Consider the following 22,171-nt stretch of genomic DNA (forward strand, 5'->3'; position numbering starts at 1 on the left):
CGAGTCGCTTCCCTTCTTTGTTCATTTACACACAATAGGCAACAGAACAATAAATAACTTCTCCAGATAAAAGGATACTAGAAATCTTGTATAAAACCAAACAAATTGCCTATCTGCTGTTTCAATTATGAAAAACGTGGAAAACAAAGGTGTAATCATTTATCTTAATGGAATAAAAACCGAAAGAAGGACTTATCATGAAAAAAGTATTTATCACAACCGGAACTGAGCACTACCTTCGTCAACTAATGGCAAACTACAGCGGCGAAAATGTGACACTTCTGCAAAATTTTTCCCAATCACTTTTGTACCAAGAATCTACTGGCGAGAAAATTTTCCAAGAAGGCGCAGAGTATCGGGTATTACAAAGCAGTGGTTCCTTAAAAGGTTTTGGCGTAGTTGTTTTTGAATATATCCAACTCCGCGACGAAGAAATTCCGATTTTCTTACAACTGTATCAACATGCTAGTTTACATTTTAGTGAAACGCCGGGCTTACAAAGTACAAAACTTACGAAAGCCATGAATACGAACAAATTTTTAATTATTTCATTTTGGGATTCCGAAGTGTTCTTCCAAGAATGGAAAAAAACACCGCTACACAAAGAAATCACGAATATCATGAAGAAAAATAATACTCAAACAGGTTTCTCTCATGAAGATATTTATCATTATCCCGAATTTTCCCATGATGCTAAATAAGAAAAAGCGATTTGGACCAAAAATCCAAATCGCTTTTTTTATTCATACATTTTTTTCATTCTGACTGGTGCATAAAGGAAAGTAAAAATAGCGACAAAAGCTAGATTTATTCCTAAAATAATCATCCCACCAATGGTTCCATTTTGAGCAATTCCAATGATGCTAAAAAGTAATGCTTGCGCGAGTAGCAAAATTCGTAAAAAATGGATAAAACTACGATGACGGTAACTATCATCAATTGGATAAAGTCGTAGCATAATTTGTGCATCATAATGTTTTAACATCGGAATAAATTGAAAGCCTGTTAAATATAAGAACAGTAGCGAGAAAATAATATTTAAGTAAAAACCTTGAACAAACACGAGTAAAATAACAGCAATGACGGTCAATCTGATGTACAATCCTGCATATTCATTCGTTCTCGCAAAAGTCCGGCTAAACAAATAAGCAAACGTTTTTCTTTTCGCATAAGGGATTGGTTGATAAAGAAAGTCGAGATAACTCCGTCTGCGAACCGTCCCACGCAAATGTGGCACATCCGTAAACAGATTCACTAGACGATAAAAACGGTTCATCCGCGCTTCTTCTTTATCTACTAAATATTCCCATCGCAGGGTCACTTTAGCAGTTTTCGTTTTAAGCCAGTAATAGCTCGCTAAAAGTACTACCAACACTAACGGAATCGAAATATAAGGTGCGGCAATAAGGGCAATATAAATCAAAATAGCATTCAGGATAACACGAATAAACATCCATGTTGTATCCGCTTCTTCTAATTTCATGCTTTCCCAACCGAAATAAATATTCCAAGCTTTTAGCATACTAAGCACAATAAACAAAGTGAAAAACTGGCTATATGGAACTTCTGTAACTTCCACATACATCGGCATACAAATCCCCAGCACAATCACAAACACATATAATTGCATAAAGAAACTCGCTATTTTTGCTTGAGAAAAATAAGTGTCCATTGCTTTTTCTTGGACAATTAAGTAAACAATATCCGGTTTTTTCAGCAAGGTGGCAACTGGACTAATCGCAATAGAAGCCGTAAGTAAAATAACCATTAACGGAATAACTGGGAATGTTGGTTCCAGCGTCTTCACCCATCCAGCATAATAAAAAATCCCCGCTCCAAGCCCAATCACAAGCACAAAAAGCAAATGATCATTAAACATATAACGCAGGTAGCGCATAACTTCAGTCGTATACGCACTAAAACGTTCCTTCCAAAGCGCTTTGCTGTCAAATATCATCTTCATCAGCTTCCTCTTCCTTTGTCAACTGAATGTAAATTTCATCAAGTGAAGCTCCTGGCATTTCGAAATTCGTTTGCAAGTCTTTTAGCGTTCCTTCTGCACGGATTTCGCCTTGATGAATAATAATGAAGGTATCGCAATATTTTTCAGCCGTTGCAAGAATATGCGTTGACATTAAAATACTTGCACCTTTACTGCGCATTTCATCCATCCAATTAAGGAGTGACTGAATACCAAGCGGATCAAGTCCAACAAAAGGCTCGTCAATAATATATAATTTAGGCTCAATTAAAAAAGCCGACATAATCATTACTTTTTGCTTCATCCCTTTAGAAAAATGAGCTGGAAACCAATTCAATTTTTTCTCTAAACGAAACTCTTTTAACAGCGGTGTCATTCTCGCGTGTAGTTCTTCTTCGGATATTCCATAAGCCATTCCGGTTAATTCCAAATGTTCTTTTAAAGTTAATTCTTCATATAATACCGGTGTTTCTGGGATATAAGAAAATTGCTTTCGATATGTTTCTGTATCTTCCACTAATTGGTGACCGTTGATTTTAATCGTTCCTTGTTTAGGGTGCATTAGGCCAGTTATATGTTTGATGGTAGTACTTTTCCCTGCCCCGTTTAGACCAATCAATCCAACTATTTGTTTTTCTTCAATCGCAAATGAAATATCTTTTAAGACTGGACGTTTTGTATATCCGCCTGTCAGGTGTTCTACTTCTACTAAAGCCATTTCCATACCTCCTTACGTAATCTTTAGTTAATAATAGCATATTCATCCCTTGAACTGTCAAAATAATCCATTACCAACTATCTAACACATGCTTTTCACTCCTTTTTATGTTAAATTAAAGTAGTACATAATTATATGTTGTGAAAGGTGGTCATACTTAATGGACGATTGCATTTTCTGCAAAATAGTTCGTGGTGAAATTCCTTCTGCCAAAGTGTACGAAGATGAGGAAGTTTACGCTTTCCTTGATTTAGGACAAGTCACAGAAGGTCATACACTCGTAATTCCAAAAAAACATGCTAGGAACACATTCGATTTACCCGATGAAACGGCCGCCGAATTATTCCGTCGCGTTCCTAAAATCGCGCGAGCATTGAAAGAAGCTTTACCAATACAAGGATTAAATATACTAAATAATAATGAAGAAGTTGCTTTCCAATCTGTATTTCATTGTCATATCCATTTAATACCAAGGTATAGCAAATCCGACGACTTTGGGTTAAAATGGAAAGATAACGCAGACTGGTACACACAAGAACGTTACCAAGAAATTGCTGAACTTATTGCAGCAAAAGTAGACTAAAATGACTTTTATGGATGGAGTGGAGTATAAATGAATAAAAAATCACTTATTTTCGGTATTTTAGCTGGTGGGGCAATTGGAGCTGCAGCCTCAGTATTGTTTGCTCCAAAATCCGGCAATGAACTTCGCAAGGACATTGTCGCTAAATCAGGCGAAGCAAGTGTTATCTTGAAAGAACTAGCTTACAATGCAAATGAACTTATCCAATCAGTTCAAGTGCTTGGCTCAGAAGGTTCCACATTACTAAAAGATGTTTCTTCTGACATCATGGAATCAGTTTCCAAATGGAATGAAGAAATGGAACCAGAAAAGAAACGCTTAAAAGACGAAATTAAAGACATGCAAAAAACAATTTCTGACTTAGAAAAAACGTTGAAAAAAGATAATAAATAAGTAGAAAAACTGGGCGCCTGCTCAGTTTTTTTGTTTGGCTAAAACGAGCTTCAAAAAAACGTCAAAATTAGGCAATTATTTCTCTAAAAAAAGCTTGAATTTTGGAGCATTTGAGCATACAATACTATGGTGCCTTCTGACAGAGGAGCACTATTTTAGCTATAACTGGAGGAAAGCTTACAATGCGCTGCCTAAAATCAATCAACACAGAGCGACGAGACGAATTTAATCGCCTTTTCTTTAAAGGAATTCTTGTCTGGCTAGTTGCCGTATGTATTTGTTTTTTAACACAACATTTAATTTATCCTGGTCAACTGACAAACGATTATCAATTCATTAGCTTTTTGGGTATTATTTTAATTTACCCAATCCATAAACTACTTCATATTCTTGGATGTTTTAAGTACCGTGAAGGAACTGTAATCCAGTGGCGCATCCATTTCTTTTTCCTTCCTTGTATAAAATTAAATATTAAGCGAATCATTCCAAAATGGCACTACATTTTTTCGTTAGTTTTACCATTTGTGGTTATCACTGCTATTTTAGTAGCGTTAATGCTACTTACGCCAATCGGGCATTCGGGAATGTTCTTAATTTTACTTTCCGTGCACGTTGGAATGAGTTTTTCTGACTTTACTCATATTAACAAATTATGGAAAATGCCGAAGAATTGTTTTATCGAAAGTGCAGAGCGCGGATTTTCTATTTTAATTTCTGACTAAACCATAAGAATATCATTAAATTTCTTTCATCTTTTCTTTTTATCTTTAATTTATGTTATGATAGTTATTGTGTTAAGCGGGAATTATTCCAACAACTAAGGAGTGTGTTTTATTTAATGAAGAAGAAATTAATTCTTGGACTTGTCATGGTTATGGCATTGTTCAGTCTAGCAGCGTGCGGTGGCGGCGGAAATGTCGTTAAGACAGATTCTGGCGATGTAACAAAAGACGAACTTTATGATGCTATGAAAGATAAATATGGTTCTGAATTCGTACAACAACTTACTTTCGAAAAAGTCCTTAGCGATAAATACAAAGTAAGCGATGAAGATGTTGACAAAAAATTCAACGAGTACAAATCACAATACGGAGATCAATTCTCTGCAGTGTTAGCTCAAAGTGGCTTAACTGAGAAATCATTCAAAAGCCAACTTAAATACAACATGTTAGTACAAAAAGCGACAGAAGCTAATACAGATACTAGCGATAAAGCATTAAAAGAATACTACAAAACTTGGCAACCAGATATCACTGTAAGCCACATTTTAGTAGCTGATGAAAACAAAGCCAAAGAAGTTGAACAAAAACTAAAAGATGGCGCTAAATTTGCAGATTTAGCGAAAGAATATTCTACTGATACTGCTACAAAAGAAAACGGCGGTAAATTAGAGCCATTCGGTCCTGGTAAAATGGATCCAGCATTTGAAAAAGCAGCTTATGCCCTTAAAAACAAAGGCGACATCAGTGCTCCAGTAAAAACACAATACGGATACCACATCATCCAAATGGACGAACCAGCTACAAAAACTACTTTTGAGAAAGATAAGAAAGCTGTAAAAGAATCTTACCTTCAGTCTCAATTAACTACTGAGAACATGCAAAAAACACTTAAAAAAGTATACAAAGATGCTAACGTAAAAGTAGAAGATAAAGACTTGAAAGATGCTTTCAAAGATTTTGACGGTTCTTCATCTGATTCCGATTCATCTAAATAAGTAATTAAAAACCACGCTTGGAAAATTCCAAGCGTGGTTTTTTGCATTTATTCAAATGTAGGATTATAAAACGAACGATTATCTAATCCAAATACACGTTCACTAAATTCACCAGGTTTTGTATGTTTTAACACTTTGTCCATCATATTTAAGGAAGCATCCATTAAATCAATTTGATGTAAAATCTCGGCTTCACGTACAAGTGGTGGTTTCGGGCTGCCCCATTCCCCTTTGCCATGGTGAGAAAGTAACACATGTTTTAAAACAACTACTTCTTCTCCGTCGATGGAAAGCTCGTCAGCAATTTTGCTCACTTCTTCTACTACGATGGAAATATGGCCAATTAAGTTCCCTTCCAGTGTATACGTGGTTGATACCGGCCCTGACAGTTCAATGACTTTACCTAAATCATGTAAAATCACTCCGGCATAAAGTAAATCACGGTTAACGGATGGATATAGATCAGCGACAGACTTTGCAAGACGTAGCATCGAAACCACATGAAAACTCAAACCAGAAACAAATTCATGATGATGGCGCATTGCTGCAGGATAATCATAAAAATCATCTTGGTATTTTTTTAAGAGCGCTCGAGTAATTCGTTGCAAGTTCGCATTTTTCATTTCAAAAATATATTGTGTAATCTCATCAGCCATTTCATCTTTATTGATTGGTGCAGTTTCCATGAATTCACTGGCACTAACGCCATCAATAGCTGTCGCCTGTCTAATTTGACGGATTTTCAGCTGCTTTCTTCCACGGTAATTTTGAATATCACCCATAAGATGTACGATTTGCTGTACCCCGTAATTTACTTCATCACTTTCTTTTACATCCCAAAGTTTTGCTTCTAATTCACCTGATTTATCTTGCAAAACAAGACTCAAGAATGGCTTTCCGTTGCTAGCCGTTCCTTTGACACTTGATTTAATTAGCAAGAATAAGTCTACTGTTTCTCCAACTTCATAGTCTAATAATCTTTTTTCCATTGTATCGCCTTCTTTCTTTCTGTAGTAAGAAGTTTCTTCACTCATTATAGCACGCGTATGTCCTCACTGGAAAAATATTTGCGAGTTTCTTGATGGCATGTGAAAAATATTACTTGGTTTTCACTTTTTCGTTTTTGAAGTAGTTGCATCATTTGCCCCATTCTAGCCGAGTCAAAATGCACAAATCCATCATCAATAATAATTGGCAGTGGAAAGTCTTTATGGATAACATCAATTAGCGCAAAACGAATGGCCAAATAAAGTTGTTCCTTCGTTGCTTGGCTAAGTTCTTCTGGGAAAAACGGCACGATATCTTTGCTTTCCACTTGCAACCTATTTTCTCGTAAGTATACCTTCGTGTAGTTTCCGTTTGTCAGATATTGGAAATAGTCACTTGCTAATTTTAAGGTTTTAGGAAGCTTGCCTTCTTGTAATTGCTGCATGGTGTTTTGTAAAATTTGAAGCGCAAGTTTTGTTTCTGTCCATTCAGCTGCTATTTGTTGTAATTGGCTTTTTTCTGAATAAAATTCTTGCATTAAGACAGCGAAAGTTCCACCTTCTTCTAGTTTGGTGATTTCGTGATTTTTTGCTGCAAGTGATGCGTAAAGCTGCTCTTGCTCTACTTCTATTTTGCGTAGAGTTTCTTCTAATTGGAGTTCTTTTTCTTTAATGATAGCTTGATTTTCAAACTGGCTTAAAGCTCGTCGTTTGTCTGGCTCTAGTTGTGCTTCAATAAGGACTAAACGTTCACGCCATTTTTGTTCTTCTTTCACGCGCATGGCAGCCATTCGAAATTCTTCTTCATCGTTTGTATTGGCTCGATCTAACAAGTCTGTTTTCTCTTTTTTTACGAGCAATAAATCTTGCTTCACTAAATCTAGTTGCATTGTTACTTGTTCTAATTTTTCAGCAAGCTTGGCATTTTCCGTTAGGTGGTTTCGATAATAAAGTAAGCCTTGTCGCAGAAATGTGATTTTTTCTTCGATGTCTTTATAATCTGCGGGGAGTTGTAACTTTGCAAGTCGCGCTTTGTAGGCATTTTGTTTTGCTTCCAACGGTTCTAATTTCAAGCTAAGCTCATTGATTAGTTGCCTTTTTTCACTATTCGCTTTGTATTGTTGTAAATCATACGGCCAATTTATTCCTGGCTCGTTTTCGATTGCTAAGTCAGCAAATAGTTGGTTTAGTTCCATCGTATGCTGATATATTGCTTCGTTTAATTTATTCTCGCTAGCTTGTAATTCAGCTATTTGAGAAGCAATGATATCCATTTCATTCAATAGCTGTTGCCATTCTTGCCTTATTTTCTTTTGCTCTAAAAAGGCTAAAAGTTGTTCATTATTAGCTGGTGCAGCTTTTCCTGTAGTCATAAATGAATAGCCGACAATAAGCGCAGCAATAAAGACAAGTGCAATGCTCCACATAGACTGGAAAATAATCATCAAAACTAAAGCTACTGCAAAAATACCTAGTGAAATAAAGGTTTTCGTCATGGTTGTTTTTGGTTTTTGTTCGATTTTTTCTTTTGCTCGTTGGAACGTTTTATTGCCCCACATCTCGGCTTCTATTTGATCAATCTTTTTTTGAAGTTTTTCTTCTGTATCATTGGTTAGTTTTAATTTTAACTGGATTTCGTGTTGTTGCTCTTTGTATGACTGTTCGTTTTCTTTTAAACGGTTTGTTCTTTGTTCTAGTTCGCTTGTCCATATTCTAAGTGGTCGTTTTGTATCTACCTGATGAAATTGGATTTCTTGCTTTAAGCCATTCAATTGGAGCTCGCGTTCACCAAAAGCAGCATAGGTTTCGATTAAATAAGTAATTTCAGCTTCATTCTCTGCAAAAAAGAGGCTATGTTCATAACTGTTTTTGCTAATGAGGTTTTTTTGACGTTCTTCTAATTGAATCAACTGATTTTGCCATTCTTTTTCTCGGAGTTGTAGGTGTTCTAAACGAATAATTCCGTCTGGTGGAAAACTGGCTTCTAGAGATTGGCTAGCCTTGCTATCGAGCGCTTTCCACTCTTGATATAACGGCCACAAGTCTGACAAAATAGTTAATGTATCTAGTTCTACGCGGATGGTTGTCTTTTCTGTTTGCAATGCTGTTTGCCTTGCTGTTGCTTGTTCTTTTTCGTTTATAAGTTGTTCATATTGTGCATTTTGTTTTTTGGCATTTTGAAAAGCTTGTTGAGCTGCTTTTACTTTTTTTAGTTGTTGGTTAATTAGTGGATTTCGACCGCTTGGTTTGTAAAGGCTATCTAATTTTTTTTGTAGGGCTTCCGCAGTTTTTAGAAGTGCATCCGAACCGGTTGTACCTGTCGCTAGTAAATAGCGTTCAAATTCCTTCTTCTTCCACTGGTGAATATTTTGCAAGCCATGTATATCAAATGAAAAAATAGCCTCATACGTATTTCGATCGATTTCGCCTATGATTTCTAGTAACTTCTCTTCTCCAGCTGTTTGGCCATCACCATAGTAAATCCGCACGTCACCAGTTGCTTTTCCTTTTAAACGTTCAATAACAACTTTGCCAAGAGGAGTATCTTCTAAGGTCAGTCGTCCACCATATGGGCCACCATTTTTGGGTTCCATACGTGGGATGGATTGCTGTTTTGTTGGGAAGCCAAATAAAATACTATGTATAAAAGCCATAATAGTTGATTTTCCAGCTTCATTTTCACCGAAGATCACTTGAAAATTGGCGATATTATCAAAATGAGCGTTGGACCATTTGCCGTAACCAACAATATCAATCGACGTTATTCTCATTTGTTATCACCTTCCACTTCTGCAAGCGTCATCCCTAGTTCCATTAAAGCTTTATTTAAAATTGCTTCTCGATCTTGTTCAGATAAATCATCTAAATATCTACTCACGCCACTTTCAAGATAGAGTCCTTCTACTGCTTGATAAAAAGCGGATTCATCTTGTAGTTTGTGATAGCTGTGCATAATTTCTTTGCCTGCTAAATGATGTTCATGCCATGTTTGGGAATTACTTTTGTTCGTTATTTCGATTGTTATTTTGTGCACCCATACAAATGTGGTATCTTCCAGCTCTACTTCTTCTTGAAGCATTTGTAGCCAATCATTTGTATTAAGTTTCTGCTTATTCGCCATTTGGACAATTACATGAAGAAAATAGCTATGGCTTCGTCCTCGATAGCTTTCTAGCAGTTTGGTCATTTCGCGGTAAAAAGTATTAATCTCGCTATTTTCAGGCAAAGAAATTATGACTTCTTCCCAAATAATCGGGCTCGTTTCGATGAAATCAATGGTCGTGTTTGCTTCTGATAAAGTGATAATACTTGCACCTTTTTCGCCTGACTCTTTACGATTTCGACCTTGGATATTTCCCGGGTAATAAATGCTAGGAAACTCCGCAAGCAATTGGCGTTTATGAATATGACCGAGCGCCCAGTAGTCAAAGCCTTTTTTGCTGATTTCTTGCACTCGAAATGGAGCGTAGACATCATGTTCTTCGCTACTGGATACTTCAGAACCGTGCAGTAAAGCAATATGGAAATCTGCATCTCCTTGCACCTTGTATTCATCTACGCGGCTTGAGCGGATGTGGCGTTCATTATAGCTAAATCCATAAAGATGGACATGAACACCGCTAGCTGTTTGGAGTGATGTTACTTCAACCTGTTCCGGAAAAACATGCACATTGTTTGGTAGTGCCAACTTTTCTTTATGTTTTTCTATAAAATCATGATTACCGTGAATCATAAAAACGTTAATATTAGCGGCTTCTAATCGCTTCATTTCTTTTAAAAAGCGCGCTTGAGCACGGACACTTTGGTCTTCACTATCATAAATATCTCCCGCAATTAAAACGAAATCAACGGCTTCTTTGATTGCTATGGTTGTTATTCGTTCTAACGATTGAAATGTGCTTTCTTGTACGGCAGAAAAAAGCGGCTGTGGTAGCGTCGAAAGTCCAATGAAAGGACTATCTAAATGCAAATCTGCTATATGTAAAAATTTGATTTCTTTCATGACTTTCGCCTCCTTCTCAAAAACCGAATATACGTTCCTATTATACCTTACTATTGCTTCACGTACAAGCATTTCAAATAAAAAAGTGGCGCTATTATTTGCTAAATAAATAACAAATAATCGCGCCACTTCGATTCATATAAATTAGTCGTTTGCCACATTATATAAATCTTGTAATGGTGTCATGATGATGCGGTTTAGATCATTGATAATCATGCTCATCGCTTGTTCTTTTTCCATTAGTTTCACAATTAGTTCGTTTTCTTGAACTTCTTGAGCAACTTGTTGTGCTACATCTACTGTTTCGTCGTCAATTTCTTGACCAGTCATTTGTTTTTCTTGGATTGTTACTTGAACATCACGGAAACGTTCGAATTTTGCTTTTGCGTCAGCATTTTCGTTTACTTCACGGTATGCATCTTGTAAACTGATGAATTCAGGTGTTTCACGAATTCCTTTGTCTAAATCATGTGCTAAATCATAAATATTAACTGCCATTGATAAATCCTCCAAATATCTGTATTTGTCACTTCTGTTTCACTATAACAAAAAGTCGCCGGTTATTCCAGTATAAAAGAACTAAATCCACATTGCGAGAATCCCTTGAATAATTCCAATAAATCCTCCTAAAATCCCACCTAAATAAGTAATCATTTTTAATTCTCTTCCGGATATTTCAACGACTAGTTTTTCAATTTCAGGTAAAGAAAAAGTAGCGATTTGTGTTTCGACAAGTTTTGCTAAATCCATTCGTTCTACTATATCCGCGCTATGCGTCGCTACAAAATCAAGCATTCGCTCTACAACAAAAGGAATCATTTTTTCTGTAATGGCGGCTTCGTAATTGCTTAGCATCGCTTGGATTGGTTGATTAAATAGTTTATCGTGTGGAACTGCTTGAATTAGTTCAGAAGTCAGCTGTCCTGCCAAATGTGCTTGTTTTTCTGTCGGAATAAGTTCTTGTAATTCTTTCGCTTCAAAATTGTGCCATTCTGTTGTTAGTAGTTGGTTGATGAGGTTTTTCGTGTCTTCTTGGTTGATAAGTTTTAAGCCTTCTTGTTGAATTTTTTCAGAGAAGCTATCAACATTGATGAACATTCTAGCCATACTACCCATTTTCCCGTGTTCTTCAAAGAATTTTTGTAGCATTTGTTTAATTTGTATTTTACCTTCTTCACTTGCGATAAAAACGGACATTTTGCTCGTAATTCTTTCTGTTACATGGGGAAGCTTGGTTGCAAGTTCTGTCTCTAACATAGCTGGAATTAAATCGCTCATTTGGGTGGTTTTTTTTGCTGTTAAAAAGTGGTTGATTTCTTTTTCTAGTGTTGTTTCTAGCCACGCAATGGAGCGTACTTCTGCATTTTCATATCCGAAATGATGTAGTAATTCATTAGGCGTCGTTTCTAGTTGCATTTTTTCATGGAACATTTTTGTGATTGTTTCGGTTATTTCTTTTTGCAAAGTTTCATCCAGCAGTCGGGCGCGAATAGCGTCTTCTGTTAGTAAATGGCTCACGACCACTTTTCCGATGTGTTCAGCTAGTTCATCGCGTCGTTTTGGAATAAGTCCTGGTGTAAATGGTAATCGTTTATTGAAAAGGTAAATGGCTTTGTACGGGCGGAAAAGCATTCGGATGGCGATATAATTCGTCATGGCTCCGATAAATCCACCAATCACTGCCATTAAAAGTATCGTAAATAACACTGACATGTTTGCATCTCCTAATATTTGTCTAGTAAAAGTGGTTTCATTATACGTGAAAAATCCCTAGACAACAATTGTTTCTAGGGAAGTTCATTCTAAAGTATGAGATTACAAATTAGTCATTTTTAGCGGATCTATCCATAAATCAAATTCCGCTTCGCTAACAAAACCAGTTTTGATTGCCGCTTCTTTTAACGTGGTATTTTCATCAAAAGCTAGTTTGGCAATCTTGGCAGCTTTTTCATAACCAATGTGCGGATTTAAGGCTGTGACTAGCATTAACGAGTCATTTACTTTCGTTTCAATGACGCTTTCGTTTGCGGTAAGTCCTTCTAAACAATGAATTCGGAACGAGCGCATGCTGTCTGAAAGAAGTTTGACAGACTCTAGGAAATTAAAAATAATTACTGGCTTATACACATTGAGTTCAAAGTTTCCTTGGCTCGCAGCAACATTGATTGTCGTATCATTTCCCATTACTTGTGCCGCAACCATCGTTATCGCCTCACACTGCGTAGGATTCACTTTTCCCGGCATAATCGAGCTACCTGGCTCATTGGCAGGAATCGTCAGCTCGCCAATGCCGCTACGAGGTCCGCTTGCTAGAAAACGAATGTCATTAGCAATTTTCATTAGATCCGAAGCAAGGCTACGAATCGCCCCATGAACAAAATTAATCGGACTATGGCTAGTTAAGGCAAAATATTTATTGGAATCAGATGTAAAAGGATATCCGGTTTGTTTCATTAATTCTTCGGCTACTTTATCCCCAAAATCGCGTGAAGCATTTAGCCCTGTTCCAACTGCTGTTCCGCCAATCGCCAGCGGTAAAATGGCTTTCATACTTGATTCAAGATAATTTTTATTATTTGTTAGGCACGCTTCCCAGCCGCTAATTTCCTGTCCGAGTGTTAACGGGGTTGCGTCTTGTAAATGGGTTCGACCAATTTTAACGAGCTGCATATACTTATTTTTCTTCTCTGTTAAAACGGCTTCCATTTTAGTGATTTCTGGTAAAAGGTTTGTTACTATAGCTCCGTAAGCGGCAATGTGCATCGCTGTTGGGAACGTATCATTCGAGCTTTGCGACATGTTGACATCATCATTCGGATGAATCTGTCCCGTGCCTAGAGTTAGATTGGCAACATGCGCGATAACCTCATTAACATTCATATTGCTCTGTGTCCCGCTTCCCGTTTGCCAAACAACTAAAGGAAAATGTTCATCTAACTTGCCTTGAATGATTTGGTCACAAACGCTACCAATTGCTAATGCTTTTTCTTCGGGTAATTTGCCTTCCGCTGCGTTTACTTTCGCTGTGGCTTTCTTTAACTGGGCAAAAGCATAGATAATTTCGATTGGCATTTGATTATCACCAATAGCGAAATTCCTTCTACTACGTTCTGTTTGTGCTCCCCAATATTTAGCCGCATCTACGGAAATTTCTCCAAGTGTATCTCGCTCGATTCGTTCCATTTCGCCACCCCTTTTTATTCTATTTTAGTATAAACCGGATGTTTTCGCAAAACTCACGAATAATGTTCGCTATTCCGTTTTTGACAGAGGTTTCATTTTAATCATTAAAATAGTCAGGCTTACAAGTAAAACGATCCATGCGACAGTGATGCAGAGCGACGGGATAAAGTAATCCATTGTCTTTTCTGACATAATTAGCATAGTGGCATTTTTGCTTAAATACGCTGGATTGAACATTTGAATCCAACCACCAAAACCACTAATGACTCCAAGCACAATCGCGATAAATACGCTAAGCATTGCCACAACCGCATTACTATCAAAAACAGCGCTCGCAAAAACAACAAGGCTAATCACGAAAACAAACCAAAGCGCATACACTAAAAAGCCTTCCACTAAAGATTGAACCGCTAACTCGCCAAATAAAAAGTACGTATAATAAGCCGCTAGCACGTAGCCAATTAAAAGCGAACTTAAACCAACCACGCATTGCATGACCCATTTAGATAACACGTATTCTACAGCACTCACGGGCCGCGTCATAATAAACGCGAGCATCCCTCTCGTGCGATCATTTTGAATGCAAGCCATCGCGACAACGATAATAATGATAATACCAATTTGATCAAATTGAGAACCAAGTGTTTGCGCCATTACTTCCTGCGCCGATTGATTTCCCATCAAAGCAACGACTTGCTCCGTTTCTGCGCCAGTCCCAACGGCTTTCAATATTTCCGGTAAAAAATAAATCATTAATGGTTGGGTGAGTCCGAGCAAAGCGAATACGATGGGGAGCCAAATAATTTTTAAACTCCGACGTTGTTCTAGCCATTCTTTTGCTAGTAAAGCGTTAAAATGTGTCATTTGCCCACCTTCTCCATAAAAATTTCTTCTAAGCTTTGATGTCTGTTTTCGATGCGAATAAACTCACCGTCTATGTTTAGCAAGGAACTCAAAATGGCTTCTGCTCCTGCTTTTTGGTTAGTCGTATATACTTGATATACTGTCCCCACTTTTTCGATTTTTTCTACATAGTTATTTTGAAGAAGCTCTTTTTGCCAAGCATCGCTATCGCCATTTAATTCGACATCAAATACGGGAGAACTTTCTTCTTTCATCAGCTGTGCCACTGTGTTATCTGCGACTAATTCGCCATTTTTAATGATGGCAATGCGGTCACAAATTTCTTCTGCATCTTTTAAAATATGCGTTGAAAATAAAATCGTAATTTCTGTTTTTAGTTTGTCTAAAAGGAGCATCATTTCGCGGCGACCAATTGGGTCAAGCGCGGAAACTGGCTCGTCTAGCACTAGTAGTTCTGGTCGGTGTAAGATGGCTTGTGCAATTCCAAGACGTTGACGCATGCCCCCAGAAAATGTGCTAATTTTTTTGTTCGCGCTCGCTTCTAGCCCAACTAATAATAAAACTTCTTGAATACGCGCTGCTAAATCTTTTTTCTCCATATTAGATAATTTCCCCATAAAATGGAGACACTCTGCTGCGCTCATCCAACCGTAAAATTCTGGATACTGTGGTAAAAATCCAATTTTCTCACGGACAGATTTAGCATCCATTCCATCGATAGTGATTTGGCCTTCGTCTTGGGTTAGTATTTGAACAATCATGTTAATCATCGTTGACTTACCAGCGCCGTTTGGACCGATCAAAGCTACACATTCTTTTTCGTTAATGCTTAAATCTATCCCCTTGATAACCCATTTTCCATTGTATTTTTTCTTTAGTCCTTGGATTTCTAATTTTTTCATTAGTTAGCATCCTCTTTTCGGCCAAAAATAAAATAGGCGATTGGGCCAAAGACGTTGATAACAATAATAACTACTAGCCAAATGATTGGATTTTTGCGTGTATTCCAGTTTTTAGTTAAATCAATAATGGCGGTTAATAATAGTGCTAAGTAAAGAAGAAATACGGGTATAATTAATGCTATTTGAGTTTTATCCAAAGTTTTCACCTCATTCTTTTGTTATACTTATTGTATAACAGTTATAATATTAATGCAATATAAAAAAGCACATTTCACTAGCATCTAACTAGTAAAATGTGCTTTCAATCAATTACCGATCGAATCAATTAAATTTCCAATTCCATCAGAAACTTTTCCGCCAAATTCTTTTACTTTATCGGCGCCTTTTTTGATTGTTTCGCCGGCTTCATCTGCTTTTTCTTTCACGCCGCTCCAGAAGTCGCTACCACTATCCTTCGTAGCTTCTTGCTCTTCTTTTTTCGCAGCGGTTTCTTGTGCGGCACTCTTCGTGCTAAAGTCTGTGGATTTCTGATATTGTAAGCCGCTGTTCATGACGTAGTGTGCCAAACTGGAAACGCCAGCAGAACTTGTTGTTGTTAAATAATGGTCTTTGTCGGTTTTATCAAATCCCATCCAAACGGCGCCGACCAAGTTTGGTGTATAACCAACAAACCATTGATCTTTTGTCCCGTTAGTATCATCAAATGGAACTTGGGTGGAACCTGTTTTCCCAGCCATTTCGTGACCTGAAACAGCTGCACTTCGGCCTGTTCCTGTGTTGATAACATCAAGTAGCATGGATGTCATTTCATTAGAAACTGTTTCCGAAATGATTTGTTTCGTTTTAGGCACATTTTCGTAAACGGTATTGCCTGATGGATCAACAATTTTGGTGATAATATGTGATTCCGGTTTTGCGCCATTATTGGCAAATGTAGAATAAGCGGTGGCGATTTCGACTGGCGAAGCACCTTTACTCATACCACCGAGGGCAAGACCTAGTGTTTTATCTTGTTCGGGAACTGTAATACCAAACTTCTCAACCGATTTAACGCCTTTATCGATACCAATTTGGTCAAGCAACCAAACGGCCGGGGCATTAATCGAGTTCGCAACGGCTTTATACATCGGAACTTCTCCACTATAAACGCCGCCAACATTGGTTGGTGTATAGTTTCCTTTGTAAGTCGTTTTTTCATCTTTTAGCATTGAATCAACATCGTAACCAGCTTGAAGCGCCGGTGTGTAAACTGCGAGAGGTTTCATCGTCGAACCTGGTTGAGCTTTCATTTGAGTTGCTCGGTTAAAACCACGGAAAACGTGTTCGCCGCGACCACCAACAAGAGCCCGAATCCCACCAGTTGCTGGGTCCATTAAGACTGCGCCAGATTGAACTAATGTACCGTCATTCGCATTCGATGGGAATAAATTATCGTTATTGTAGACTTTTTCTAAAGATGTTTGATAGTTTTGATCTAATTCTGTGTAGATTTTATACCCTTTTTGCATGATTTCGTCTTGTGTTATATCTGCTTCATTAACAGCTTCGTTTATAACTGCATCGACATACCATGGATATTTATTTGCAAGCGGATCTTTGGATTGATCGTTTAAAACAATTTTCGTTGCTTTATATTTTTCGCCTTCTGCTTTTGTTATATTGCCTGTTTCGACCATCGCATTTAAAACCATATTCCGGCGGTTCGTTGCTTTGTCGATATGTTGGTAGGGGTCATATGCACTTGGAGCTTGAAGTAATCCAGCTATTGTCGCAGCTTCTGGAATATTTAAATCTGCCGCTGACTTACCAAAATATTTTAAAGAAGCATTTTCGACGCCCCACTCTCCATTACCAAAATAAGAGCGGTTTAAGTACATTTCCATAATTTCGTCTTTTGAGTAGGTTTTTTCGATTTCTCGAGCCATAAAAATTTCTTTCGCTTTTCGTGTAAAAGTTTGTTCTTGCGTCAGTAACGCATTTTTGGCAAGTTGTTGCGTGATAGTACTACCACCACCAGAAATGCCTCCGCTGCTGACTAAATTAACGCCAGCCCGAGCAATTCCTTTTAAGTCAAAGCCTTTATGTTCGTAAAATTTTCTATCTTCAATGGAAACGACAGCATTTTGAAGATTTTTAGAGATTTTATTGATGGATACAAATGTTGCGTCCGTGGAAGAAAGTTCTCCAGCTTTGTCTCCGTCTTTGTCATAAATAATCGTGGCGGATTCTAGACCTTTTTTCAAAGCGTCGATATCAGCTGATTTTGCTACCACTACAAGGTAAATAATAAAACTTAATAAGAATACGAGTCCAGCTAGTAAAAAAATCTTGCCAATATGTTTGTTTTTCCAGAAGCGTCTAAATTTCTGCCATCCTTTGTTAATCCATTTTCCGATAAAACCAAAGAATAATTTCAGGTATTTAATAAGTTGTTGTTTGAATTTGTCCATGTAACTCTCCTATCTTTCTACACGGTATTAACTAAAACTATAAACACAGTTATACACGTATTTTACGTTAAAAAGCAACTTTATGCCACCAACTTTAGACCGATTTTTGTAATAATTTTGTAATAATCCATATTTCCTACATATTTGTTAACCTCTTTTTTACAATTTCTTCATTTTAATGTTTCTAGTAGTTTAAAAAGGGTAGATATTACTGTTACCAATACTTGTGTTTTGGTAATAAGAATCACCTATATACTGTGTACAACAAGTAATGGCAGACGTTTTACATGGACGCATTAATAAGCCGGAAAGGAATTGGAATATGACGCAAAAGCTGATCTACTTTTTATCACAAACGCATATTCGAAGCGCCATTGCTGAAGCCTGGGCGAAGAGACTTTCACTTAGCAATGTCAAATTCATTAGCGGTTCTTGGCATAAATCCAAAGCGACACCATTTATTGCGGAAGCGTTGAATGAGTTTGCAATTGAGCCACCTGAAAGCTTGTCTTATTCCCCGAGCTCAGAACTACTGGCAGATGCTGATCTCATTGTAACAATTTATGATTCTGCACATGAAACTGCACCAAATTTTCCAGCTAACATACAAGATAAAATTATTTATTGGGACATTGATGATCCAGAACAAGAAATAGCGTTACCCAAAAAATGGGCGAGTTATCAAGAAGTATGCGATAACATTGCCTTATCAGTAAAAAATTTAGAGCACGTATTGATAGAGGCTTAGATTTCGTTGTCCCGCCATTTGTAGGCGGGACTTTTATGTTAAATCAGAAAGGAGTATACATAATGGACGGGTATAACGATTTAAAAAAGGCTGAGAAAGCGGCATTTTTAAGTATATTTGCTTACTTGTTTCTCGCTGTGTTAAAAATAGTCGCTGGTCAGTTGGGAAACTCCGACGCCCTACTTGCAGATGGCTTGAATAACACGACGGATATTATCGCTTCTGTGGCGCTTTTAATCGGCCTTCGAATTTCGCGAATTCCACCTGATGCCGATCATTCCTATGGACATCGACGGACAGAAACAATCAGCTCTTTGATTGCTTCTATTATTATGTTTTTGGTTGGTGTCCAAGTTATTTGGAGCTCGATTGTACATATCATTGAAAAAGAATTTGCGACGCCATCAATGTTAACTGCTGTCGTCGCCCTATTTTCTGGCGTGTTTATGTACGGCGTTTATTTATATAATCACCAACTTGCGAAAAAAATAGATAGCCAAGCAGTGCGAGCTGCTGCTTATGATAATCGGTCAGATGCATTTGTTAGTTTTGGCGCATTTATCGGAATTATCGGAGCGGTACTTGGTGTTCCTTGGCTTGATTCGGTGACAGCCTTTTTAGTCGGCGTTTTAATCGTTTATACAGCTGTAAAAATTTTTTACGATGCTGCTCATTCGTTAACGGACGGCTTTGATGTTTCTAAACTCGAAACGATTCATGATTTAATTGCTTCTGTACCTGATGTGAAAAAAGTTATTGATATTAAAGCGCGAATGAATGGAAATCGAATTTGGATTGATGCAACGATTGCTGTCGATCCGGAGTTAAATGTGGTTAAGAGTCATGAAATCACTGAAATTGTCGAACAAAAAATCCGAAGTAAGTTTGAAGGTGCATTTACTTTAGTGCATATCGAACCATTTTTCGAATAATATTCGTTGTCAATAACCGTAAAGTCAACTATAATTTAGATTAAAGTATCATTTGCTGGGAGGGAATATTCGATGGGGCAGAGAAACTAATTCATACAAATTATCTAACTAGAATGAAAAATATGCAGCAATACATTGGAGGAATTCTCTTCCAGGGCCGTTTTTCTTCTATATAGATAGTTTTATCATAAGCTTATTTATATTAAATTAGGAGGTGTTTGCCTTAGCAGAAACTATTTCTGTCAAGGCGATTTATTGATATTAACCATTAAATTTTTAATTATAGCTTTACTTATTGCTATATCAGCGTTTTTCGTGGCAACAGAATTTGCGATTGTTAAAATGCGACCAAGCCGCTTGGACCAATTAATTGCGGAGAAAGATAAACGTGCGGTCCTTGCTAGACATATTTATAATCATTTGAACGCTTACTTATCTGCCTGCCAACTCGGGATAACAATTAGTTCCCTTGGACTTGGTTGGTTAGGGGAATCTACGGTGGAAGCTGCCCTACATCCATTATTCAGCTTAATGGAATTGCCGCAATCTGCTATTACGATTCTTTCCTTCACGATCGCCTTTCTTTTTATCACATTCTTGCACGTGGTTGTCGGCGAACTTGTACCGAAAACATTGGCGATTGATAAAACAGAAACCGTTGCACTTGCGGTAGCTCGTCCGTTGCATATTTTTTACAAAGTGATGTTCCCGTTCATTTGGGTTTTAAATGGTTCTGCGGTTTTTATCGCGCGTCTTTTTGGCTTAGAACCTGCTTCTGAACATGAAATCGCTCATACCGAAGACGAGTTGAAAATCATCGTCGGCGAGAGTTATAAGAGCGGCGAAATCAACCAATCGGAATTCCGTTATGTAAATAAGATTTTTGATTTTGATGAACGCATGGCGAAAGAAGTAATGATTCCACGAACCGAGATTGTGACCGTTGATACTGGTTCTACAATCGGCGAATTATCCGACATTATGCAAAATGAACGCTATACGCGCTATCCTGTTATTGATGGCGATAAAGACCATGTTATCGGCGTACTTAATTTAAAAGAAATTTTATCAGCCTATGTCGAACATGGCTCGAGTCCAAGTTTTAGCATCGATCCTTACGTGAAACCGATTATCCGAGTAATTGAAACAATTCCGATTAAAGAACTGCTATTCCGGATGCAGCGCGAACGTTCCCATATTGCGATTTTGCTTGACGAATATGGTGGTACTTCCGGGCTCGTTACGGTAGAAGATATTGTGGAGGAAATTGTTGGTGATATTCGTGATGAATTTGATGCCGATGAAATTCCAGAAATTCGCAAAATCAAAGACGGACACTATATTGTTGATGCGAAACTTCTGATTGATGAAGTAAACAATATTTTAGGTACAGAAATCGAGGAAGAAGAAGTCGACACAATCGGCGGCTGGTTCTTAACGCAAAATTATGAAGTCGAAGTTGGGGATGAAATTGATTACGATGGCTTTATTTTCCGCGTAAAACAAGGCGAACCTCACCATATTGAGTATATCGAGATTATCAAAAAAACGAATGACTAATTTAAAAAAGCTATCCCACTTAAGGGATAGCTTTTTTTAAATGCGATGCTGTAACATAAATTGTTTGAATTTCTCTGCCGCCGGAGTTAACGTCTGATTTTTCACAACTGCTAAATAAAAGGATCGTTCCCAGTTCGGACTCCTAATTGGCAACACCTTCACATCTATGTAATTCAAAATTGGCATATTCGGAACCACCGCGATTCCAAAATTTTGCGCAACCATTCCCGCAATAACTTGATCTACTTCGATTTCATAGGCGATTTTGTAATCCGCGCCTATTTTTCTAAATAATTCATCGATAATCGGTCGTAATCCACTTTTTTTCGAGAAAGCGATATGCGGATAATCGACGGTCTCGCTTAAATCAATCCAGTCTTTCTCAGCTAGCGGATGACTTTTTGGCACGATTAGCACTAATTCTTGTTTGGCAATCGGTGTAAAATGGATATTGCGTTCATTTTCTAGCTTGGAGCAGATGCCGATATCAAATTTCTTTTCTTTTAAGCCTTGAATGATATCAATCGAAACGCCAGTATGGAAAACAAAATCGATGTTCTTTTCTGGTTCAGTTTGTAAGAATTCTTGAACGAGCTTTGGTACGAGGGAGGTTCCGAGTGTTTGCAAGAAAGCTAAGTCGATCTGACCTTCCCCATTTGCCGCTTTTTTGGTAGTTGCTACGCCTGTATCTAGCATATCTAACGACTCTTCCACATAATCAAGAAACACTTTCCCCGCCTTACTTAACCCGATATTCCTGCCTTCTTTTTCAAATAAAGCGATGCCTAGTTCTTGTTCTAAAGAGGAAATTGCGTGGCTTAAACTAGGTTGCGTAATCAGTAATTTTTCAGCTGCTTTTGTGTAATGCTCCATGTGCGCCAATGTGACGAAATAACGTAAATGGTGTAAATTCATGCCTTCTCCCCTCACTAAAAGTTATCTATGCAATTTATCTATCAATTAATAGAATAATACCAATTTGTTTTTATGGAATAGTCATAATACAATTAAACTGTAGTTACGCCAGTGAAATAAACTTATTCCTTAAAAACCAATATACGGTAGAATAGGTTAACTGTCCAGTTCATTTTTCAACTATTGAAGGCGTTATCACATCAGAGATTTTTAATTTAGTGGAATTTATTTTTTTG

General features: G+C 37.5%; 21 protein-coding genes. 8 read left to right on the plus strand and 13 right to left on the minus strand.

Annotated features, from left to right (window positions below; genetic code table 11):
- Positions 1 to 197 precede the first annotated feature (197 nt).
- Complete coding sequence (locus tag HCJ55_RS02155; protein WP_008948523.1) at positions 198 to 701, plus strand: antibiotic biosynthesis monooxygenase family protein; 504 nt, start codon at positions 198 to 200, stop codon at positions 699 to 701.
- Between the two features lie 38 nt (positions 702 to 739).
- On the opposite strand, the gene HCJ55_RS02160 is transcribed toward HCJ55_RS02155, so the two are convergent.
- On the minus strand, positions 740 to 1,963 hold the full coding sequence (locus HCJ55_RS02160) for an ABC transporter permease (protein ID WP_185397192.1): 1,224 nt from the start codon (positions 1,961 to 1,963) through the stop codon (positions 740 to 742).
- Entirely contained in the window at positions 1,947 to 2,699 is a 753-nt protein-coding gene (locus HCJ55_RS02165) for an ABC transporter ATP-binding protein (protein WP_008948525.1), read from the minus strand. Before HCJ55_RS02165 ends, HCJ55_RS02160 begins: the two co-directional genes overlap by 17 nt.
- A gap of 160 nt (positions 2,700 to 2,859) precedes the next feature.
- Here HCJ55_RS02165 and HCJ55_RS02170 point away from each other — a divergent pair, with 160 nt between their 5' ends.
- The 4 genes from HCJ55_RS02170 to HCJ55_RS02185 all read left to right on the plus strand — a co-directional run bounded on the left by HCJ55_RS02170 (position 2,860) and on the right by HCJ55_RS02185 (position 5,392).
- On the plus strand, positions 2,860 to 3,282 hold the full coding sequence (locus tag HCJ55_RS02170) for an HIT family protein (protein ID WP_008948526.1): 423 nt from the start codon (positions 2,860 to 2,862) through the stop codon (positions 3,280 to 3,282).
- Positions 3,283 to 3,312: 30 nt separating this feature from the next.
- Entirely contained in the window at positions 3,313 to 3,675 is a 363-nt protein-coding gene (locus HCJ55_RS02175; protein WP_003768001.1) for a YtxH domain-containing protein, read from the plus strand.
- A 182-nt stretch (positions 3,676 to 3,857) separates the two neighbouring features.
- A complete protein-coding gene (locus HCJ55_RS02180; protein WP_008948527.1) occupies positions 3,858 to 4,397 on the plus strand; it encodes a DUF3267 domain-containing protein in 540 nt (179 codons plus the stop codon).
- Between the two features lie 116 nt (positions 4,398 to 4,513).
- Positions 4,514 to 5,392 carry a peptidylprolyl isomerase gene (locus HCJ55_RS02185; protein WP_185481226.1) on the plus strand — a complete coding sequence of 293 codons (879 nt, stop codon included), beginning with the start codon at positions 4,514 to 4,516 and terminating at the stop codon, positions 5,390 to 5,392.
- A gap of 47 nt (positions 5,393 to 5,439) precedes the next feature.
- On the opposite strand, the gene yhaM is transcribed toward HCJ55_RS02185, so the two are convergent.
- From yhaM to HCJ55_RS02235, 10 genes are all read right to left on the minus strand, one after another.
- Positions 5,440 to 6,381 (minus strand): 3'-5' exoribonuclease YhaM, encoded by a 942-nt coding sequence (yhaM, locus tag HCJ55_RS02190; protein WP_185481227.1) that lies wholly within the window; start codon positions 6,379 to 6,381, stop codon positions 5,440 to 5,442.
- A gap of 44 nt (positions 6,382 to 6,425) precedes the next feature.
- Positions 6,426 to 9,149: an ATP-binding protein gene (locus HCJ55_RS02195; protein WP_185516833.1), complete on the minus strand. Its 2,724-nt coding sequence runs from the start codon at positions 9,147 to 9,149 to the stop codon at positions 6,426 to 6,428.
- Positions 9,146 to 10,381, minus strand: coding sequence for a metallophosphoesterase family protein (locus HCJ55_RS02200; RefSeq protein ID WP_185516835.1), 1,236 nt, complete (start codon positions 10,379 to 10,381; stop codon positions 9,146 to 9,148). The genes HCJ55_RS02195 and HCJ55_RS02200 overlap by 4 nt, the downstream gene beginning before the upstream one ends.
- Positions 10,382 to 10,525: 144 nt before the next feature.
- Positions 10,526 to 10,879 carry a YlbF/YmcA family competence regulator gene (locus HCJ55_RS02205; protein ID WP_008948533.1) on the minus strand — a complete coding sequence of 118 codons (354 nt, stop codon included), beginning with the start codon at positions 10,877 to 10,879 and terminating at the stop codon, positions 10,526 to 10,528.
- Between the two features lie 81 nt (positions 10,880 to 10,960).
- Entirely contained in the window at positions 10,961 to 12,094 is a 1,134-nt protein-coding gene (locus HCJ55_RS02210; protein WP_185516837.1) for a DUF445 domain-containing protein, read from the minus strand.
- Positions 12,095 to 12,196: 102 nt separating this feature from the next.
- On the minus strand, positions 12,197 to 13,564 hold the full coding sequence (gene fumC / locus HCJ55_RS02215) for a class II fumarate hydratase (RefSeq protein ID WP_185516839.1): 1,368 nt from the start codon (positions 13,562 to 13,564) through the stop codon (positions 12,197 to 12,199).
- A gap of 69 nt (positions 13,565 to 13,633) precedes the next feature.
- Positions 13,634 to 14,428, minus strand: coding sequence for an ABC transporter permease (locus HCJ55_RS02220; protein ID WP_185516841.1), 795 nt, complete (start codon positions 14,426 to 14,428; stop codon positions 13,634 to 13,636).
- Positions 14,425 to 15,330: an ABC transporter ATP-binding protein gene (locus HCJ55_RS02225; protein WP_185516843.1), complete on the minus strand. Its 906-nt coding sequence runs from the start codon at positions 15,328 to 15,330 to the stop codon at positions 14,425 to 14,427. Before HCJ55_RS02225 ends, HCJ55_RS02220 begins: the two co-directional genes overlap by 4 nt.
- Positions 15,330 to 15,527, minus strand: a complete 198-nt coding sequence (locus tag HCJ55_RS02230) for a PLDc N-terminal domain-containing protein (RefSeq protein ID WP_008948538.1) — start codon at positions 15,525 to 15,527, stop codon at positions 15,330 to 15,332. The genes HCJ55_RS02225 and HCJ55_RS02230 overlap by 1 nt, the downstream gene beginning before the upstream one ends.
- A gap of 108 nt (positions 15,528 to 15,635) precedes the next feature.
- Complete coding sequence (locus HCJ55_RS02235; protein WP_008948539.1) at positions 15,636 to 17,780, minus strand: penicillin-binding protein 1A; 2,145 nt, start codon at positions 17,778 to 17,780, stop codon at positions 15,636 to 15,638.
- Positions 17,781 to 18,102: 322 nt separating this feature from the next.
- Between HCJ55_RS02235 and HCJ55_RS02240 the strand changes: the two genes are divergently transcribed.
- The 3 genes from HCJ55_RS02240 (at position 18,103) to HCJ55_RS02250 (ending at position 21,020) form a co-directional block, all read left to right on the plus strand.
- Complete coding sequence (locus HCJ55_RS02240) at positions 18,103 to 18,528, plus strand: low molecular weight phosphatase family protein (protein WP_185502099.1); 426 nt, start codon at positions 18,103 to 18,105, stop codon at positions 18,526 to 18,528.
- A 62-nt stretch (positions 18,529 to 18,590) separates the two neighbouring features.
- Complete coding sequence (locus HCJ55_RS02245; protein ID WP_185516845.1) at positions 18,591 to 19,460, plus strand: cation diffusion facilitator family transporter; 870 nt, start codon at positions 18,591 to 18,593, stop codon at positions 19,458 to 19,460.
- 255 nt (positions 19,461 to 19,715) lie between these two features.
- The gene (locus HCJ55_RS02250) at positions 19,716 to 21,020 is read left to right on the plus strand and encodes a hemolysin family protein (protein WP_185506127.1); all 1,305 of its coding nucleotides are present in this window, start codon (positions 19,716 to 19,718) and stop codon (positions 21,018 to 21,020) included.
- Positions 21,021 to 21,056: 36 nt separating this feature from the next.
- On the opposite strand, the gene HCJ55_RS02255 is transcribed toward HCJ55_RS02250, so the two are convergent.
- A complete protein-coding gene (locus HCJ55_RS02255; protein ID WP_185501857.1) occupies positions 21,057 to 21,935 on the minus strand; it encodes a LysR family transcriptional regulator in 879 nt (292 codons plus the stop codon).
- Positions 21,936 to 22,171: the final 236 nt, after the last annotated feature.

The organism is Listeria marthii (assembly GCF_014227425.1).
Classification (GTDB): Bacteria; Bacillota; Bacilli; order Lactobacillales; family Listeriaceae; genus Listeria; species Listeria marthii.

Excerpts from the sequence above, each read along its gene's own strand:
- HCJ55_RS02165 (WP_008948525.1), bottom strand. The coding sequence starts at position 2,699 with ATGGCTTTAGTAGAAGTAGAACACCTGACAGGCGGATATACAAAACGT.
- fumC (WP_185516839.1), bottom strand. The coding sequence starts at position 13,564 with ATGGAACGAATCGAGCGAGATACACTTGGAGAAATTTCCGTAGATGCG.
- yhaM (WP_185481227.1), bottom strand. The coding sequence starts at position 6,381 with ATGGAAAAAAGATTATTAGACTATGAAGTTGGAGAAACAGTAGACTTA.
- HCJ55_RS02205 (WP_008948533.1), bottom strand. The coding sequence starts at position 10,879 with ATGGCAGTTAATATTTATGATTTAGCACATGATTTAGACAAAGGAATT.
- HCJ55_RS02200 (WP_185516835.1), bottom strand. The coding sequence starts at position 10,381 with ATGAAAGAAATCAAATTTTTACATATAGCAGATTTGCATTTAGATAGT.
- HCJ55_RS02225 (WP_185516843.1), bottom strand. The coding sequence starts at position 15,330 with ATGAAAAAATTAGAAATCCAAGGACTAAAGAAAAAATACAATGGAAAA.
- HCJ55_RS02235 (WP_008948539.1), bottom strand. The coding sequence starts at position 17,780 with ATGGACAAATTCAAACAACAACTTATTAAATACCTGAAATTATTCTTT.
- HCJ55_RS02160 (WP_185397192.1), bottom strand. The coding sequence starts at position 1,963 with ATGAAGATGATATTTGACAGCAAAGCGCTTTGGAAGGAACGTTTTAGT.
- HCJ55_RS02245 (WP_185516845.1), top strand. The coding sequence starts at position 18,591 with ATGGACGGGTATAACGATTTAAAAAAGGCTGAGAAAGCGGCATTTTTA.
- HCJ55_RS02255 (WP_185501857.1), bottom strand. The coding sequence starts at position 21,935 with ATGAATTTACACCATTTACGTTATTTCGTCACATTGGCGCACATGGAG.
- HCJ55_RS02170 (WP_008948526.1), top strand. The coding sequence starts at position 2,860 with ATGGACGATTGCATTTTCTGCAAAATAGTTCGTGGTGAAATTCCTTCT.
- HCJ55_RS02175 (WP_003768001.1), top strand. The coding sequence starts at position 3,313 with ATGAATAAAAAATCACTTATTTTCGGTATTTTAGCTGGTGGGGCAATT.
- HCJ55_RS02180 (WP_008948527.1), top strand. The coding sequence starts at position 3,858 with ATGCGCTGCCTAAAATCAATCAACACAGAGCGACGAGACGAATTTAAT.
- HCJ55_RS02210 (WP_185516837.1), bottom strand. The coding sequence starts at position 12,094 with ATGTCAGTGTTATTTACGATACTTTTAATGGCAGTGATTGGTGGATTT.
- HCJ55_RS02155 (WP_008948523.1), top strand. The coding sequence starts at position 198 with ATGAAAAAAGTATTTATCACAACCGGAACTGAGCACTACCTTCGTCAA.
- HCJ55_RS02240 (WP_185502099.1), top strand. The coding sequence starts at position 18,103 with ATGACGCAAAAGCTGATCTACTTTTTATCACAAACGCATATTCGAAGC.
- HCJ55_RS02185 (WP_185481226.1), top strand. The coding sequence starts at position 4,514 with ATGAAGAAGAAATTAATTCTTGGACTTGTCATGGTTATGGCATTGTTC.
- HCJ55_RS02195 (WP_185516833.1), bottom strand. The coding sequence starts at position 9,149 with ATGAGAATAACGTCGATTGATATTGTTGGTTACGGCAAATGGTCCAAC.
- HCJ55_RS02220 (WP_185516841.1), bottom strand. The coding sequence starts at position 14,428 with ATGACACATTTTAACGCTTTACTAGCAAAAGAATGGCTAGAACAACGT.